The sequence below is a fragment of the Streptomyces sp. G-G2 genome, from assembly GCF_030063135.1.
GTDB lineage: Bacteria > Actinomycetota > Actinomycetes > Streptomycetales > Streptomycetaceae > Streptomyces.
On record NZ_JASISO010000015.1, the window covers coordinates 92,615 to 108,954 of the forward strand.

The following is a 16,340-nucleotide window of genomic DNA, read 5'->3' on the forward strand; positions in this document are numbered from 1 at the left end:
CTCACCACCCGACCGGCATGACGCGCGGGCCCCGGACCAGCATCTGGGACTTCCAGGTCACATCGCCCGCGAGGCGCAGGCCCGGGAAGCGGGCGATGAGCGCGCCCAGTGCCTCCTGGAGTTCGAGCCGGGCCAGCGGGGCTCCCAGGCAGTGGTGGACCCCGTGCCCGAAGCCGAGGTGCTGGACCCCGTCGCGGGTGATGTCCAGGACGCCGGGGGCGCCGAAGCGCAGCGCGTCGCGGTTGGCAGCGCCGGTGGCGACCATCACCGGGGCGCCCGCCCGGACCAGGGTGCCGCCGACCTCGATGTCCTCGGTGGCGTAGCGCGGCTGGCCGGCGCCACTGCCGAGGGGGACGAAGCGCAGCAGTTCCTCGACCGCGTTGGGGAGGAGGCCGGGGCGCGAGCGCAGCAGGGCGAGCTGCTCGGGGTGGTCGAGCAGGGTGAGGGTGAAGTTGGGGATCTGCGAGGCGGTGGTCTCGTGTCCCGCCACCAGGATGCCGACGCACAGGTCGACGAGTTCCAGTTCGGAGAGCCGGTCGGCGCCGTCGCGGGCCTCGATGAGCGCGGTCATGAGGTCGTCGCGCGGTTCCTCGCGGTGCTGGTGGATCAGGGTCCGCATGTAGTCGCGCAGTTCCTCGCGGTTGGCCTCGAACTCGGCCGCGCTGAGGGAGCTGGTGGACAGCGCCGCGTCGCTCCAGACCCGGAAGCGGGGGCGGTCCTCGGGGGGAACCCCGAGCATCCGGCAGATCACCGCGACGGGCAGCGGCAGCGCGAAGCGGTCCACCAGGTCGGCCGGGGGGCCCGCCGCCTCCAGGTCGTCGAGGAGGACCGCGGTGAGTTCGCGCACCATCGGGCGGAGCTTCTCGACCTGGTGGACGGTGAACGCCCGGGCCACCAGGGAGCGCAGCCGGGTGTGGTCGGGCGGGTCCATCGCGAGGATCCCGCTGTCGGAGCGCCCCTCGGACTGGCGGGGCTCGTCGTGGCGGACGCCCTCGGCCCGGCTGAAGCGCTGGTCGCCGAGGACGAGGCGGGCGTCGGCGTAGCGGGTGACCAGCCAGCCGGGTTCGCCGTAGGGCAGCTGGACGCGTAACAGGCCGGGCCGGTCGCGGACCTGTTCGTAGAGGTCGGCGAGCTGGAGTCCTTCGGCGGAGTTGAAGGGGTAGGCGAGGGGTTCGGTGGTGTCGGTGTCCGGTACGGGCACGGCGGCCTCCCATATGTAAGCGACTGCTTACAACGCTAGGACCGTCCACCCCGACGGTCAACGGGGCCTGCGCGTCGTTATCCTGACAGGCCGCCACCGGAGCCCCCGGCGCGTCCGGAAAGGGACGGCGCGACGGCGTACAGCGAACGGGGACCTCGACGATGGACGAAACCACGGGCCCCCGGGCGGGAGAACGCCGCCGCGACGCCGCGGCCACCCGGCGCCGGATACTCGACGCGGCGCGCGACCTGTTCGCCGAGCGGGGGTACGAGCGGGCCACCGTACGGGACATCGCCGAGCTGGCCGGATCCAACCAGGCGCTGCTCTTCCGTTATTTCGGGTCGAAGCACGGGCTGCTGACCGAGGTACTGGCCCGGGGCGGTCTGGAGCAGCTGCGGGCCACCCCGCCCGAGGAGCTGTTCGAGACCGCGCTGCGCTCGATGCTCACGAGCAGCGCGGCCGGTTCGGGCGACCGGTCCCTGGAGGTGTACCTGCGCTCGGTGGGGCGCGGCGAGGACGCGGCCGGGACCCTGCGCGAGCTGGGCGAGGAGTACCAGAACGCGCTGGCCTCGCTCTCCGGGGCGCCGGACGGGGCGCTGCGCGCGGACCTGGCGATGGCCTGGCTGCTCGGGATCGGGCTGATGCGGACCGTGGTGGCCCGGGAGCCGCTGGCGGGCGCCGATCCGGACGAGGTGTGCGCTCTGGTACTGGCCACCCTCGGGCAGCTGTGGGCCGCCCCGGCGCGCGGCGACACCTGACGCGCGGCCGGGGCGGCGGGGGTCAGCGCATGACCCGCGGCAGCCGCAGGCTCAGCAGGGCCGTCAGCGCGACGAGGGCCAGCTGGACCAGCAGGGTGATGGCGAGGGCGTCGCGCATGCCCAGGGCCGGGGTCAGCGCCAGGAACAGGCTGCCCAGGGTCGCGACGCCCAGGGCGAGGGCCGACTGCTGGGTGGTGACCATGACTCCCCCGCCCACGCCCGCCCGGTCGGCCGGTACGTCGGACAGCATCATCCGCATCAGGACCGGCAGTTGGAGGCCCTGGCCGAGGCCCGCGAGGGCGACGCCGGGGGCGAGCCCGGCGAGGCCGAGACCGGGCCAGTCGCGCAGGACCGCCAGGAGCAGCAGGCAGAGGCCGAGGGCCTGGAGCACGCCTCCGGCGGTGACCACGCGGCTGCCGAACCGGCCGATCAGGCTGGGCCCGGCGAGCGAGGCCGCGAAGAAGGACACGGCCATGGGCACCAGCGCGAGTCCGGCCGCCACCGGGCCCATGAGCAGGCCCTGCTGCAGGGCCACGGCGACGACGAACATGAAGCCGCTGAAGCCGATCGAGAAGGGCACCACCATCACCAGCCCGCGGCGCAGCGAGTCCAGGCGCAGCAGGCTCGGCGGCACCAGCGGGGTCCGCCCGAGCCGGTCCGCGCGGCGCTCGGTCAGGTAGAAGGCGGTGGCCGCGAACGGGAACACCGCGAAGGACACCCAGGTCCACAGCGGCCAGCCGGTGGCCCGGCCCTCGGTCAGCGGCAGCAGCAGGGAGACCAGCGACAGGCCGAGCAGCAGGGTGCCGGGAACGTCGACGGAGGCGGGGCGGTCCGACCGGGTCTCCGGGACCGCGCGGGCGGCCAGGACCAGGCCGAGGATCACCACCGGTACGTTCACGAGGAACACCGCGCGCCAGCCGGAGCCCGCCACGTCCGCGGCGACCAGTACGCCGCCCAGGATCTGCCCGGCGACCATGGACAGCCCGGCGGTCGCGCCGTACAGGCTCATCGCGCGGGCCCGCCGGGGTCCCTGGGTGGTGGCCTGGATGGTGGCGAGCACCTGCGGCAGCATCATGGCGGCCGCGGCGCCCTGGGCCACCCGGGCCCCGACCAGGGTCCAGGCGGTGGGCGCCAGGCCGCAGGCGAGGGAGGTGAGGCCGAAGGCGGCCATGCCGATCAGGAAGAGCCTGCGCCGGCCGGCCATGTCGCCGAGCCTGCCGCCGAGGACGAGCAGGACGGCGTAGGAGACGCCGTATCCGCCGACGACGAGTTCCAGCATGGCGGGACCGGCGGAGAGGTCGCGGTCGATGGCGGGCAGCGCCACATTGACGATGAAGAAGTCGATCAGGGGCAGGGCGGCGCCCAGCAGTACGGTGAACAGCCCGAGCGGGCTCATCACCGCGCCGTGGCGGACGGCCGGTCCGGGGGCGGAATCCGCGGGGCCGGGGGTGGCGGCCCGGGCCGTGGCGCCGGAGGGGGACGGGTGGGTCGTGCGTACCGTTGTGTCGCTCACAGCGGAGACGATCCTCCATCCCCCAGCCTGGTACCAGAGTCTGCTTATCCTGGTACTGCCAGCACCTGGCAACCGGATGGGCGATGCGGCACCCTGGCAGCATGACCACTGTCGCTCCTTCCACGGACGTGCGCAGGCACGAGCTGGCCGAATTCCTGCGCAGCCGCCGCGAGCGGATCACCCCCGAGCAGGTCGGGCTGCCGCGCGGCCGCCGCCGCCGGACGCCCGGGCTGCGCCGCGAGGAGGTCGCGCAGCTCTCCGCGGTCGGAGTCACCTGGTACACCTGGCTGGAGCAGGCCCGCGAGATCCAGGTCTCGCAGCAGGTGCTGGACGCCCTGGCGCGCGCCCTGCTGCTGGACACCAGCGAGCGCACGCACCTGTTCGCGCTGGCCGGGACCTTCGACCCGACACCGCACGCGCCGTGCCCGACCGTGACTCCCGCGCTGCGGGCCCTGCTCGACCAGCTGGGGCCCGTGCCCGGCTGCGTCCAGAACAGCCGGTACGACATCCTGGCCTACAACGCGACGTACGGGCAGTTGCTGTGCGACATGGACCGGGTGCGGCCGGAGGACCGCAACTGCATGTGGCTCGCCTTCACCCACGAGGACTGGCGGGCGGCCGTGGTCGACCGGGCGGAGGTGAACCGGGTGATGGCGGCCAAGTTCCGGGCCTCCATGGCGGAGCACCTGGCCGAACCCGCGTGGAAGGCCCTGCTGCACCGGCTGGAATCGGAGTCGGCGGAGTTCCGGGAGGTCTGGGCGCGGCACGAGGTGGTCGGCCAGGCCAACAAGTCGAAGTACATCCTCAACGCGCGGGTGGGGCTGCTCCACCTGGAACACACCAACTTGTGGCTGGGTCCGGCGGCGGGGTCGCGGCTGACCACGTACACACCGCTGGACGAGGAGACCCGCGAGCGCCTGGAGCGGCTCGAACGCCTGGCCCTCGGCGCGGCAGCCCCGGCGGGCCCGCCGGGCTAGTGCGGTGACCGGGAAGGTTTGCCCTCCGGTCACGGCACTAGGCAGGCTCTTTCTGATCTCGCGTGGGCCGCCCCGCCGGTCCCCCCTCGCGGCCCGGGCGGTCGGCCGCCGCGAAAAGGGCGTGCAGCAGGACCGCCGCGAGGGTTCCGGCGACGACTCCGGAGCCGAGTACGGTACGGACCCACCCCGGGAACCCGCCGTAGAGGTTCGGGGCGACGATCGGGAGCAGCCCCGCGGCCAGGGCGAGGGCGGCCACCATCGTCTGCCCCCGCTCGGCCAGTTCGGCGCGGGCCAGCATCTGGACACCCATGAGGGCGATGACGGCGTAGACGACCAGCGCGGAGCCGCCCACCACCGCGGGCGGGAGGCCGGCGACCAGCCGGGACAGCGGGGACAGCAGGCCCACGGCGATCAGGAGACCGCCCGCCGCCGCCGTGACGAACCGGCTGCGGACGCCGGTCAGTCGGCTGATGCCGATGTTCTCGGAGCTGGTCACCATCAGGGACGTCCCCCAGATGCCGGCGAGCAGCGAGGTCAGCGCGTCGGCTCGGGCGACCTTCGGGACATCGCGGCCCGCGTCGGCCGCGCGGCCGACGGTCTCGCTGTTGAGGACGGTCTGGCCGGTGATCTCGGCGAGCGTGGTGAGGCTGAAGATCAGCAGCGGCAGGGCGGCCACGAGGTCGAACTGCGGCGCCCCGTACGGAAAGAGCCGCGGCAGGGAGAAGCCGCTGCCACCGGCCGGGCTGAACGTCCCGAGTCCGGTGGCCACCGCGACCGCGGTTCCGGCGGCCATGCCGATGAGGACGGCGCTCTGCCGCCAGACCCCGCGCAGCAGGAGGTACGCGGCCAGGGTCACCGCCACCGTCAGGCCCGCCAGGACCACGGCCCCGGGCGCCGCGGTCCCGGTCGGCCCGGTGATGAGCTGCGCGGCGACGCGCACCATGGCGACGCCGATCAGCAGCACGGTGACGCCCATGACCAGCGGCGGGAAGAGCCGCACGATCCGCGCGTACAGCGGGACCACGGCCAGGAGCAGCGCGGCGGCCAGGAGGACCGAGCCGCTGGCGACGGCCGGGCCGTGGTCCTTGGCGATCTGGAGGAACAGCGCGGTCGCGGCGCCGCCGGGGAGCATGACGAACGGCAGCCGGGCCCCGAACTTCCAGACGCCGAGGGACTGGAGCAAGGATCCGGCGCCGGAGAGGACGAGGACCGCGCTGAGCAGCGAGGCGGTCCCGCCGGGGGTCAGCCGCAGGGCGCCCGCGGTGAGGAAGACGGTCGAGACGGGGGCGGCGGCCATCGCCAGGACGTGCTGGACGGCGAGGGGCACGAGCCGCCGCAGGGGGACCCGCTCGTCGGCGGGGGCGGTGGTGGTCCCGGGGTCCTTGGCGCCCGTACCGGGCGTGCCGGACGTACCCGATGTGCCGGGCGTGCCGATCGCGGTGCTCATGATCCGGTCTCCAGCCAGGGCAGCTCGTCGGCCGCGTAACGGTAGGCGCGGAACACCGCGTTCGGCTCGGCCGGGAAGAGGTCCCGGACCTCGGACTCCTCGTAGCCGCCGAAGTGGGGGACGACGTACTCCCAGACCAGGAGGCCCTCGGCGGTGACCTCGAAGAGGCGGCCCGCCGGGGAGTCGGTCACCAGGGTGTTCCCGTTCGGGAGGCGCTGCGCCGCCCCCATGAACGGGGCGAAGAAGGACTCCTTGGCGGGGTCGTGGTACTCCCACACGATCTTCCCGGAGCGGTCGATCTCGACGACGCGCGAGTACGGGACGTCGTGGCCGGGCCGGAAGACCCCGTTGTCGAAGACCAGCAGGTTGCCGTTGGCCAGTTCGCTGGGGTGGTGCTGCTGGGACACGGTGCCCGGCTCGGTGCGCCACAGGACCTCGCCCGTGTCCCGGCTGATGACGACGACGGCGGAGACGCTGCGCAGGCTCGCGAGGACGTTCCCGTCCGCGAGGGGGACCACCGAATTGATCAGCGGCCAGTGCTCCCGGGCGTAGTCGGGGTGCAACGGGTAGGCCTCGCGGTCCAGATGGTCGCCGGCCCGCCAGGACCAGAGCTCCGCGCCGTCGGCGTCGACCTGCTTGATGGTGTCCGCCCACACCGTCGCGGCCGCTTCGGTGCCCGCGACGCCGCCGAGGACGCCGGCCGCGTCGGGACCCGTCAGGGGTTCGAGGGCGGTGTAGAGGATCCCGCCGTCGTCCAGGTGGTGGGCGTCGTGGTGCTGGAGCGGGTCGACGTGCTCGCGCCGCACCGTCCCGTCGGGTCCGTACACGCCCATGACCCCGCCCCGGTACTTGTGCCACATCGGGAACAGCGCCTCCTCGCCGGGGAGGACCCCGTTGTAGGCGAGGTCGCCGCCGGGCAGGACGCGTGCGTGGCGGCCGGGGCGGTACGGGAGCTTCCAGGTGTGGACCTCCTCGCCGCGCAGGTTCACCAGGTACACCTTGCCGCCGCCCGTCAGCGGGGCGTACAGGGTGTACCCCTCGAAGGCCGCTTCGGGATCCAGGGCGATGAGACCGGTGCCGCGGCGGCGGCGCTGGTTCTGGTCGACGGTGGGCACAGAAGCCCCTCCTCAAACTTTTTTTGATTTGCTCTAACAAGTTCGAAGGTAGAGGCGCAGTGTGTCAGCGGTGTGACGGGCGTACGAAACGTCCCGCGCCGCACGTAGGGTGACCCGGGGAGGGCAGCGATCATGACGGAGACACGAGCGACGGACGAGGGGCCGAACCCCGCGCTCGGCAGCGCCGTACGCCGTCGCAGGCGGGCGCTCGACCTGACCCTGTCGGCGGTCGCGGAGCGCAGCGGCCTGTCCGTGCCGTTCCTGAGCCAGATCGAGAACGAGCGCGCCCGGCCCAGCATGCGCTCACTCCAGCGCATCGCGGACGGCCTCGGGACCACCGCCGTCGAACTCCTCGCCGCCGCCGACGCCACGGAACGCTCCGTGGACGTGGTCCGCGCCCGGCACGACGCGGGACTGGCGCCCGACGCGGGGGTGCGCCCGCTCGTCCGGGGCCAGCACCGGATGCACGCCCTGGAGTTCACCGGCGCCCAGCACGCCGACCGTGAATTCCTGCACCAGGGCGATGAGTTGATGTACGTCGCGGACGGCGCGGCCGAAGTGGAGGCCGAGGGCCGCACCTACCGGCTGGGCCGGGGGGACACCCTGTACCTGACCGGTGGGGTGCGCCACCGCTGGCGCGCGACGAGCCAGGACACCCGGGTCCTGCTGGTCTCGGTCTCGGACCACCGCGCGGACCACTGACCGCGTCGGCCGACGCGCGGCGCCGCCGGGGCCGTTGATCGGTGGCCCCGGCGGCGTCCCCGCTCGGTCGTCGGTCGTCGGTCGTCAGCCGCCGTTCCTCGGGAAGGCGGTCAGCGCGCCCGGGCCTCCCCCTTGGCCTGCCACAGGGTCTTGTCCCCCTGGATGATGACCACGTCGCCCGACGGGCGGACCAGCAGCCGGGCGCCGGGGTGGCCGGTGGTCTTCGAGGACCAGACGGACCCCCCGGACGCGTCGCGGACGCTCAGTTCGCCGTCCGCCGTGAAGTGCGCCCCGGTGCCCGTACCGGACGTGCCCGCCTTCCACACCGTACGGCCGTCGCCGTCCTGGAGGACCAGGTCACCGGTGGTCTCCAGGCACAGCCGGACCGCGCCCGCGTCCAGGACGTCGCCGGGGCGCAGCACCGTGGCGGGGTGGACCTCGATGGCGTTGTCGAGCCTGCCGTCGGCCAGGGCGCGCAGGGTGGGGAGCGAGGGGGTGAAGGCGTAGACCGTGCCCTCGGTGCGGACGTGCCGCTGGAAGGAGAGGGCGGTGGCGCGGCTGCCGCTCGCCGAGGGGCATTCGAAGGCGGCGGAGGAGCCGGGACCGATGAGGGGGTCGGCGCCCGGGAGCGGGTGACGGGCGGGCGGGAAGTCCGGGTTGTTGATCCACCGGCTCGCGATGAACTCGAACTGCTCGACCAGGTCGGCCTGGTGGCTGATGAACAGGAGCCCGCGCGCGGCCTCGTCGCCGGAGTCCGGCCGGTGCGGCGGCCCGAAGGGGATCCCGCGCCGGATGATCCGGCGGGAGTCCACCTCGGAGGCGGGCAGCGCCGGGCGCCCCGGGGCCGGGTGGAGTCCCGCGCGGGGGTTGCTCTTGCGGATGTGGGAGAAGAGCGGGGTGGTCCAGCCCTGCGGATCGTCGTGGAAGTCGAGCGGGCCGTCGATGTCCTCGCCGGGACGCGGGACGCGTTCGGCGGCGGGGCAGGTGGCGACCGGCGCGCCGCCGGGCCAGCGGCCGACCATACGGGCGGCGAACCAGGTGGGGGTGGCGTCTGCGGGCGCGGCTCCGGACCGCTTCAGCTCGGTGAGGCACTCACCGGCCTGGTTCCACCAGCCCGGGACGTCCTGGGCCAGGCGCCGTACGACGTGGAACGAACCGCCGGTGGCCCAGACGGGCAGTCCGGCGGGACGGCCGCCGACGCGTTCGTGGCCGACCAGGAACTCCCCGGCGGGCACCAGCCGGGTGCCGGGCTTGCCCCGTACGGTCTGCGCGTTCGCCGGGTCGGGGGCGTCGAAGCCGCTCACCCCGGGCTGGCTGATCGCGTCGAGGAAGCCGAAGTGCTCGTGCCCGCGGAGCTCGCCGGGGAGCGTGGCGCCCTCCTGGCGGAACACGACCGCGGCGGCGGCGCGCTCCAGGGAGCGGCGGTGGCGCTCGGCGGCCTCGGACAGCGTCCGGGGGTCGTCGGCGGCCAGGGTGAGGACGGCGTGGACGTCCTCACCGGCCGCCCCGAAGAGCCAGCCGCCGGGGGCGCTGGCCCCGGTGTCCCCCAGGTGTTCGGCGCGGGCCGCGGCGCCCTCGCGGAAGGCCTCCGCGGTGGTCCCGGGGCGGACGGCGGGGAAGGGGTCCTTCTGGGCGAGCACGCCCAGACCGGCATGCGTGAGGCTCAGGCCGGTCCACAGCACGGACATGCTGGACGGGTCCACGCCGTCCCGGAGGTGGCGGGCGGCGCTGAAGTCGCTGTTGAAGCGCGTGACCTGATCGGTCGTGGAGAGCTCGGGCAGCAGGGCGCCGAGCCACCGGCGGCCCTGGTGGACCTCTTCGAAGTGGATCAGGAGCAGGCAGACGTGGTCCTTGCGGAAGCCCGCGAGGATGTCGCCCTGGCTGGTGGCGTCGGCGCGCAGGGGCAAGGGGGCGCCGGCCGCTGCCCGGGGGGCCGCCGGGCCGGCCGGGCCGGACACCGGGGGTGCGGCGGTGTCGGCGGCGGCGGCCCGTGCGGCCGAGGCGCCGGCGGTGAGCACGGCCGCGGCGCAGGCCCCGGCCCGTACGACGGTCCGGCGGGTGGGGTGGTGCGGGGAGGGCGGGCTCTGCAACGTGTCCTCCGGGCAGGAAGAGGGTGCGCCGCCGGGCGACGCCGTGACGGCGGGCCGGGGAGCTGATGATCATCACCCTGGCTGATGGGAGGGGGTCGCGCGCGGCAGGCACACCGATGGAGTGACGGAGCGTCGGCTGACGGACTGACGGACCGACGCGCTGACGGACCGACGGCCGCGGGTCGGGGCGGGTCGGCGGCCTGGGCGGCGGGTGGGGTCAGCGGGCCGTGGACCGGGGCGGACCGGGACGCCGGGGGGCCTGCTGGATCGGCCCGCGACTCCCCCTCGCGCTCCGGTCTGCGGCCGGGAGCGGCTTGGCCCTTCCGGGTCGAGGGTGCGCGGGGGGAGAAACGGTGCGCCCTGGCGGTCGTTATCCGCGTGCCGTGCACCTGCGGTCCTCTCGGGGCCCGCTCCGGTGGTCATGACGGCACGTCACCGAACGAGGGAGGCCCATGGCCCCGTCCATCGCATTGTCAGCCGTCCTGGCGACGGCCCTGCTGAGTGTTCCCGCCGCCGTCACCGGCCCCATCACCTCCGGCCCCGTTCCTGACGGTCCCGCTGCCGCGGTCGTCTCCGGCAGCGGCCAGACCCCGCGCGAGACGCCCCTGTTCAGCGTCAGGGGTCCGGACAACGCGGCGGCGCAGGAGTTCACCGCGGACTCCGCCCGGCTCACCCGGGTGGCCTTCTACCTCGCCAGCGGTGCCTCGACGGGCACGGTGACCGTCCAGGTACGGGCCTCGCGGGACAGCGCCGACTCCGCGGTCGCCACCCGGACCCTGGACCTGAAGGCCCTGGGCGGGGCGGGGGCGGGCTGGGTGGAGGTCCCCCTCGACGGACGGCTCCAGGCCGGTTCCCGCTACTTCCTCTTCGTCCAGGCCGCGACGCCGGAGAACAAGCCCGTCACCTGGTACGGAACCCGCCGCGCGGCTGCCAGTGCGCCGACGAGCTGGAACTACGACCGGCCCTACTGGGGCGGCTGGCACGCCGAGACGGCCCGCCTCGCCTTCCGCGTCGACCCGTCGGACGCCGAACGCTGCGGGGAGACGGAGCCCTGCTACCTCCCCGCGTCGGCGCTGGCCGCCCGTACGGCCGGACTGCTGTCGAACGGGACGACGGTGGAAGCGGTGACGCCCTCCTTCACGGTGGGCGCCTCCTACGTCGACGGCAGCAACGTACTGCGTCTGCCCTCGGGGCGGTGGCGCTACCTCCCGGCGGGCCGCGCGGCCTCGGTGGTGACCGCGGCGAACGACCCGGCCGCGCTGGAGCAGATCTCCGAGAGCCGGGCCTGGCTGGCCGCCGGGAAGGTACCGGGCACGGGGACCGCCGAGCGGGCCGTGTACCAGCGCGCCCTGCTGTCCATGCGGGCCCTGCTGCGCCCCAACGGGGCGTTCGCCGCCGCCTGGTCCCCGGCCTGGGCGTACTCCTGGCCCAGGGACGGCAGCTTCGCCAGTGCCGCGTTCGCCGCCACCGGCCACGACGCCGAGGCCTACCGCGTGCTCCGCTACAACCAGGCGACCCAGCGTCCGGACGGCACCTGGGAGGCCCGCACCACGCTCGACGGCGCGGGCCCGCCGGACACCCGGACCTGGCAGCTCGACGCGAACGGCTGGGTGCCCTGGGCCACCTGGCAGTGGTACCAGGCCGCCCCGGCCCAGGACCGGGCCGCGCGCCTGACGGCGGTGTACCCGATGGTCCGCAAGGCCGCCGACTACGCGGCCGGTTCCCTCGGCGCCGACGGCCTGCCGCCCGCGGGACCCGACTACTGGGAGCTGACGACCGCCACGCCCAACATCGGCACCGCCGCTCCCCTGCTCGCTGGGCTCAACGCCGCCGCCGACCTCGCCCGTACGACCGGCCGGAACGCCGACGCGGACCGCTGGGCGGTCGCCGCCGGGCGGCTGTCCCAGGGCATCGCCACCCGTTTCGCCCCCGCCGGATACCCCCGGACCAGCGAGAACCGCCGCGGCCGGGACAGCGCCGCCGCGTTCATGGCCCCGCCCTTCAACAACGCGCCCGCCGGGCTGGCGGCGGCCCTCGACTCCACCTACGACGCGCTGCTGCTGCCCAACGGCGGGCTGAGCCCGGGCATCGATCCCAACGTGAACTGGGGGGCGTACGCGTGGACGCCCAGCACCACGTTCCTCGCCCTGGCGTGGGCCGGGACCGGTCAGTACGGGAAGGCCGATCTCGTGCTCGACTGGGTGCTCGCACACCGCAACGGCCTCGGAGAACTCTCCGAGACCGTCAACGGTGCGAGCAACCCCTCATCGGTGGCGCCGCTCGGCTGGACCGATTCGCTGGTGCTCCTCGCCGGGCTGGCGGCCCAGGGCTCACCCCGGCCGACGCCGCCCGACGCGACCCGGCGTCACCAGTAGTGCCGCCGGCCGCCGACCGCGCGTCCCATGGCTCCCATGATCCACAGGACCGCGCCCACGACGATGAGGATGATCCCGATGGTCCACAGAATGCTGATGTGGGCCAGGATCGCGATGAGGAGCAGGACTACTCCGAGGACGATCACGGTGCACTCCGATCTCGCGGGGAACCGGCTGCCCTGCGGCAGTCGCGGCCGTGTGTGGCGGCCTCAACGAAGCGACTGCCCGTTTATTCACCGCTTACACGGTCCACCGCTCATCTGCGGGCCGGCAGGCCCGCTCACCACCAGTAGCCGGGGTACTTCGGCGCTTTCGGGCGGATCCACGGGCCCGCGTCACCGGCGCGGACGAGGAGGACGGCGGCCCCGACCAGCAGAGGGAGGAACCGAGCCGGATCGAGGGCCTGGGGGACAATGATCACGGCGGTCGCGGCGCCGGTGATGTACGGGGCAGCGACGGGCTCCGGCCGGGCCGGTGCCCGGACCGGGCGGCGGACCGGGGCGGCCCGTCGGCCGACGCGGGCCCGGGGTGCGGACGGGGAACGGACGGGGCGCGGGTGCCGGAACGCGCGGGCCCCCGCCCCGGAGGGTGCCCGCACCGCCCGTCGGGCTGTTCCGGCGCGTGTTCCGTACGTGTCCGGCGGGCCCGTACGGGGTCGTCGGACGCGTACGGACCCGGCGCCCCTACGGACCCGTTGGGACCCGCCGGAGCCGCCATCCCCCTACGGTCACACTCCGATCGCGCCGGGCGCGGGGGCCGGGGCCGTGGCGGCGATCGTGAACGAGTGCCCGGCCGGGTCGCTGAACAGCCGGGCCGCGCGCGGGCCGTCCTCGGCGTCGGCCGACACGGGGCGGGCCCCCAGGGACACGGCCTCGCGCTCGGCCTCGTCCAGGTCCTCGGCGGCGACCATGATCCGCAGGTGTGCCTGCAGGGAGTCCTCGGGGCGCGGCCAGCTGGGCGGGGCGTAACCGCGGTCCCGGCACACCGCGAGGTGGACCCCGGCTCCGCCCACCACCTCGACCATGTCGGAGCCGGGCCCGGACCGGACCTCGGCCCCCAGCAGATGGGCGTAGAACAGCGCGAGGGCCTCCGGCTCGGCGCAGTCCAGTACGAGAACGCTCGTCTTCGCGACAGTCATGGGCCGCGCTTGCCCCGCGCCGACCGTCGTATCCGCCGGATCCAGCGTGCCCGCCGGATCCGCGGCCTCCGGGCGCGCCGGATCCACCGTCGTCGTGCGCGGCGGATCCGGGCGGGAACGGCCGGGGGTGTGGCGGCCGTCACACCTCCGCTGGAGGCGTACCGCATGCGCGCGGGACGGCGTGGCACGAGGCTGGGGAACGGACTCTGCTCGGCCACCCTCTGAAAGGTCTGGCGACATGCTCTTCACCGTACGCAAGGATCTCGGACTGCTCGCCCTGCGCCTCGGCACGGGGGGTGTTCTCATGGCGCACGGTTCGCAGAAGCTCTTCGGCTGGTTCGGCGGGGGCGGAATCGACGGCACGGCCAAGGCGATGGAGCACATGGGCTTCCGGCCGGGGCGGCAGAGCGCGATCGCGGCGGGGCTCGGCGAGGCCGGTGGCGGTGCGCTGCTGGCGCTGGGGCTCGCGACCCCGGCCGCGGGCGCCGCCGCCGCGGGCGCCATGGCGGGGGCCGTCGCGGTCCACGCCCCCGCCGGGTTCTTCGCGCAGGGCGGCGGCTTCGAGTACCCGGCCTTCCTCGGCTTCGCCGCCGCGGCGCTCGGGGTGACCGGGCCTGGACGGTACTCCTTCGACCACCTGGGCGGCCACAAGGTGGACCGTCCGGCCGCCATCGCGGTGGCGTTCACCCTCAGCGCGATCGCCGCCACCGTCGTCGTGAAACGCCGCAACGCCGCGCTCGCCGAGGCGGCCGAGTCGGCCGCCCCCGGGGACGGCGCGCCGTAGGCCGTCCGCGCCGCCGCACCGGAACTCCGGGCGTACCTCAGAGCTCCAGGCGGGATCCGCACCGGGAGCAGTACCACGCTCCCGGTTCGCCCGCGAGACGACCGCAGTCCGGGCACACCTGATGGAGCAGACACGCGCCCTCCCCGCCCTCCGCGATCGCGGGGAGGGCCCGGAATCCGGGGCTCCGGGCGGTGACGGCCAGGCAGACCATGCCCTGCGGCCCCGCGCTCAAGGACCCGGCCGAGCCCCGGGGCAGCCAGAGCACCGTGTGCGGGCCCAGCTCGGCGCGGCCGTCGGGGCCCGCACCTCGGCGGTCCGGTCGCCGGGGGCCCGCGGGGCCCGGGCGTCGGGGATCCGCAGGAAGCCGGCGCCCTCGATGACGATCAGCAGGGCGTCCGCCGACCCGGCGGGGCCGGTGTCGCCGTGTTCCCCGGCCACGGCACCGGGCGGCAGCCGGACGAGGGCGGTGTCGAGGGACCGGGAGGGCTCGAAGAGCCGCCACGGCGGCGCGGCCGGTCCCGGCCCGGTGGCCTCGGCCGCCGGCTGCCCGGGACCGACGAGGATGCTCGGGTGCTCGCCCCGCGGGATCGCCATGCCGGCAGTCATACACCCTCCGGGCGCCGGCGGGGCGGCGGTCCCGGCACCCGGAGGGCCGGGGTCAGCGGCGGCGGTGGCGGTGGTGCCTTCGGTGTCGGCCAGTTCCACGTCGGTGACGGTGGTGTTCAGGGAGAACGTGACGCCGTTGTTCTTCAGCCACGCCTGGAGCGGGCGCACGATGGAGTCGTACTGGTTGAAGCGCGTGCGGTAGATGCCCGACATCGTGTCGAAGGTCTTGAACAGGTGCACGAACCGGTTGAGGTAGCGCCGGAATTCGATCGCCGAGTGCCACGGCTCGAAGGCGAAGGTCGTGCACCACATGTACCAGAAGTTCGTGGTGAAGAACTCCGGGGCGAAGCAGTCGGAGATGCGCTTGCCGTCCAGGCGTGACTCGGGGGTGGCCACGCACGTGACCAGATCGAGCCGGTCGCGCTCCGAGAAGCCCATGGAGCGGGTGTCGACCGGCCGTCCGGTGGCGTCCACCAGGCGGGCCTTGTCGTTCCACGCGAAGTCCTCGTGGAAGGCGAAGGTGTCGTCGGTGACCGACCTGCCCGGGTCGTCGAGGGACGGAATGGAGCGGAGCAGGTCGTAGGTGCACTCGAAGTGCAGCTCGAACATCCGGCCACCGCGCATGGTGTACCCGGTCTCCGGGTCACCCGCCGCGTCCAGGCTGCCGCCCGTGCGGTCCTGCGCCTCCAGGATCGTGATGTCGCCTCCCGCGAACCCGCCCTCCCTGATCAGCAGCGCCGCCGCCGACAGCGAGGCGATCCCCGCGCCCACCAGATAAGCCTTGGCCACGACACGTCTCCGCTCGCCGGGTCCGCTCCGGCCCCGGTCAGCCGTGCGGTCACCCTGCCAACCCACCAGCCTCCGGGGGCCCCCGCAACCGGGGTGCGTCATCGGAGGCGGCCGCCCCTGGGCGAACGGCCCGGATATGGCCGACGTCCACCTGCTCGACCGGGGCGATCCACGCCTCATCTGGGCGATCGCGCGTCGCGGAGAGAGCCGGGGGAAGCAAGAGGACCGACGGCGCACCGCGTGCGGGACGCCCGGATGGTGCCCGGCTGCGTCCAGCGCCCGCGCGTGCCCTTCGCGGGCGCCGCCACCGGTCCGCGGGGCATGCGGCTCGCGGCGGAGTACGGGCGGGCCTGGGTGACCCATGGTGACCGCGCCCGGCCGGGGGGAACCGCGGGCCCGGACGTACTGCCGCTGCTGGGGCGGCAGCTCGACGGGGTGCGCCGGGCCTGCGCGGAGGCGGGCCGCGACCTCGCGGGCCTGGACCGGATGGTGCTCGGCAGCCGACTGGTCCCCCGCCTGACCGGGTCGGCCGACCGGCTGCTCGACTTCGCCGCCGAGTGCGCCGCGCTCGGCTTCACGGACCTCGTCCTGCACCGGCCCCGCCCCTCGGGTGTGTTCAGCGGTGACGTCGCGGCGTTCGAGGAGGTCGTCCGGACGGCGCTGCCGCACATCCGGCGGCTGCGGCCGGCGGAGCCCGCCGGGACGGACGGCCGATAGCAGCGGGACCGACGACCAGCCGAGGAGGACCACCGAGCGCCGCCACCACCCCACGACGCGAACGACGACACCACCGACGACCCGGCGCACCACGCCACCGGCCAGGAGGACGACTGCGGCGGTACGTT

14 protein-coding genes and 1 pseudogene are annotated in these 16,340 nt (G+C 74.7%); 6 read left to right on the plus strand and 9 right to left on the minus strand.

Features of this window, described 5'->3' with window-relative positions:
* Position 1 precedes the first annotated feature (1 nt).
* Positions 2-1,201 carry a cytochrome P450 gene (locus tag QMF80_RS14655; RefSeq protein ID WP_283453235.1) on the minus strand — a complete coding sequence of 400 codons (1,200 nt, stop codon included), beginning with the start codon at positions 1,199-1,201 and terminating at the stop codon, positions 2-4.
* A gap of 161 nt (positions 1,202-1,362) precedes the next feature.
* On the opposite strand from QMF80_RS14655, the gene QMF80_RS14660 reads away from it, so the two are divergent.
* Entirely contained in the window at positions 1,363-1,959 is a 597-nt protein-coding gene (locus QMF80_RS14660) for a TetR/AcrR family transcriptional regulator (RefSeq protein ID WP_283453237.1), read from the plus strand.
* A gap of 22 nt (positions 1,960-1,981) precedes the next feature.
* Here the strand turns inward: QMF80_RS14660 and QMF80_RS14665 are convergent, their stop codons facing one another.
* Positions 1,982-3,355 carry an MFS transporter gene (locus tag QMF80_RS14665; RefSeq protein WP_283453332.1) on the minus strand — a complete coding sequence of 458 codons (1,374 nt, stop codon included), beginning with the start codon at positions 3,353-3,355 and terminating at the stop codon, positions 1,982-1,984.
* Between the two features lie 218 nt (positions 3,356-3,573).
* Between QMF80_RS14665 and QMF80_RS14670 the strand changes: the two genes are divergently transcribed.
* Positions 3,574-4,449, plus strand: coding sequence for an MmyB family transcriptional regulator (locus QMF80_RS14670; protein WP_283453239.1), 876 nt, complete (start codon positions 3,574-3,576; stop codon positions 4,447-4,449).
* Between the two features lie 37 nt (positions 4,450-4,486).
* Here QMF80_RS14670 and QMF80_RS14675 read toward each other — a convergent pair whose 3' ends face one another.
* The gene (locus QMF80_RS14675) at positions 4,487-5,896 is read right to left on the minus strand and encodes a uracil-xanthine permease family protein (protein ID WP_283453241.1); all 1,410 of its coding nucleotides are present in this window, start codon (positions 5,894-5,896) and stop codon (positions 4,487-4,489) included.
* Positions 5,893-7,011: an arylsulfotransferase family protein gene (locus QMF80_RS14680; RefSeq protein WP_283453244.1), complete on the minus strand. Its 1,119-nt coding sequence runs from the start codon at positions 7,009-7,011 to the stop codon at positions 5,893-5,895. Before QMF80_RS14680 ends, QMF80_RS14675 begins: the two co-directional genes overlap by 4 nt.
* 132 nt (positions 7,012-7,143) lie before the next feature.
* Here QMF80_RS14680 and QMF80_RS14685 point away from each other — a divergent pair, with 132 nt between their 5' ends.
* Positions 7,144-7,713, plus strand: coding sequence for a helix-turn-helix domain-containing protein (locus QMF80_RS14685; protein WP_283453246.1), 570 nt, complete (start codon positions 7,144-7,146; stop codon positions 7,711-7,713).
* 110 nt (positions 7,714-7,823) lie between these two features.
* On the opposite strand, the gene QMF80_RS14690 is transcribed toward QMF80_RS14685, so the two are convergent.
* Positions 7,824-9,803, minus strand: coding sequence for a peroxidase (locus tag QMF80_RS14690; RefSeq protein ID WP_283453247.1), 1,980 nt, complete (start codon positions 9,801-9,803; stop codon positions 7,824-7,826).
* A gap of 452 nt (positions 9,804-10,255) precedes the next feature.
* Between QMF80_RS14690 and QMF80_RS14695 the strand changes: the two genes are divergently transcribed.
* Positions 10,256-12,178 (plus strand): glycoside hydrolase family 15 protein, encoded by a 1,923-nt coding sequence (locus tag QMF80_RS14695; protein ID WP_283453249.1) that lies wholly within the window; start codon positions 10,256-10,258, stop codon positions 12,176-12,178.
* Here the strand turns inward: QMF80_RS14695 and QMF80_RS14700 are convergent.
* The 3 genes from QMF80_RS14700 to QMF80_RS14710 all read right to left on the minus strand — a co-directional run bounded on the left by QMF80_RS14700 (position 12,169) and on the right by QMF80_RS14710 (position 13,316).
* The gene (locus tag QMF80_RS14700) at positions 12,169-12,324 is read right to left on the minus strand and encodes a DUF6131 family protein (protein ID WP_283453251.1); all 156 of its coding nucleotides are present in this window, start codon (positions 12,322-12,324) and stop codon (positions 12,169-12,171) included. The genes QMF80_RS14695 and QMF80_RS14700 overlap by 10 nt on opposite strands.
* A 134-nt stretch (positions 12,325-12,458) precedes the next feature.
* A complete protein-coding gene (locus QMF80_RS14705) occupies positions 12,459-12,776 on the minus strand; it encodes a hypothetical protein (protein ID WP_283453252.1) in 318 nt (105 codons plus the stop codon).
* A 129-nt stretch (positions 12,777-12,905) separates the two neighbouring features.
* Positions 12,906-13,316 (minus strand): VOC family protein, encoded by a 411-nt coding sequence (locus QMF80_RS14710; RefSeq protein ID WP_283453254.1) that lies wholly within the window; start codon positions 13,314-13,316, stop codon positions 12,906-12,908.
* A gap of 238 nt (positions 13,317-13,554) precedes the next feature.
* Between QMF80_RS14710 and QMF80_RS14715 the strand changes: the two genes are divergently transcribed.
* Positions 13,555-14,100 (plus strand): DoxX family membrane protein, encoded by a 546-nt coding sequence (locus tag QMF80_RS14715; RefSeq protein ID WP_283453256.1) that lies wholly within the window; start codon positions 13,555-13,557, stop codon positions 14,098-14,100.
* A gap of 681 nt (positions 14,101-14,781) precedes the next feature.
* Here QMF80_RS14715 and QMF80_RS14720 read toward each other — a convergent pair.
* Positions 14,782-15,495 (minus strand): annotated as a pseudogene (locus QMF80_RS14720) (oleate hydratase); the annotation flags it as partial.
* A gap of 240 nt (positions 15,496-15,735) precedes the next feature.
* Here QMF80_RS14720 and QMF80_RS14725 point away from each other — a divergent pair.
* Positions 15,736-16,212 carry a hypothetical protein gene (locus tag QMF80_RS14725; protein WP_283453258.1) on the plus strand — a complete coding sequence of 159 codons (477 nt, stop codon included), beginning with the start codon at positions 15,736-15,738 and terminating at the stop codon, positions 16,210-16,212.
* The last annotated feature ends 128 nt before the right edge of the window (positions 16,213-16,340 follow it).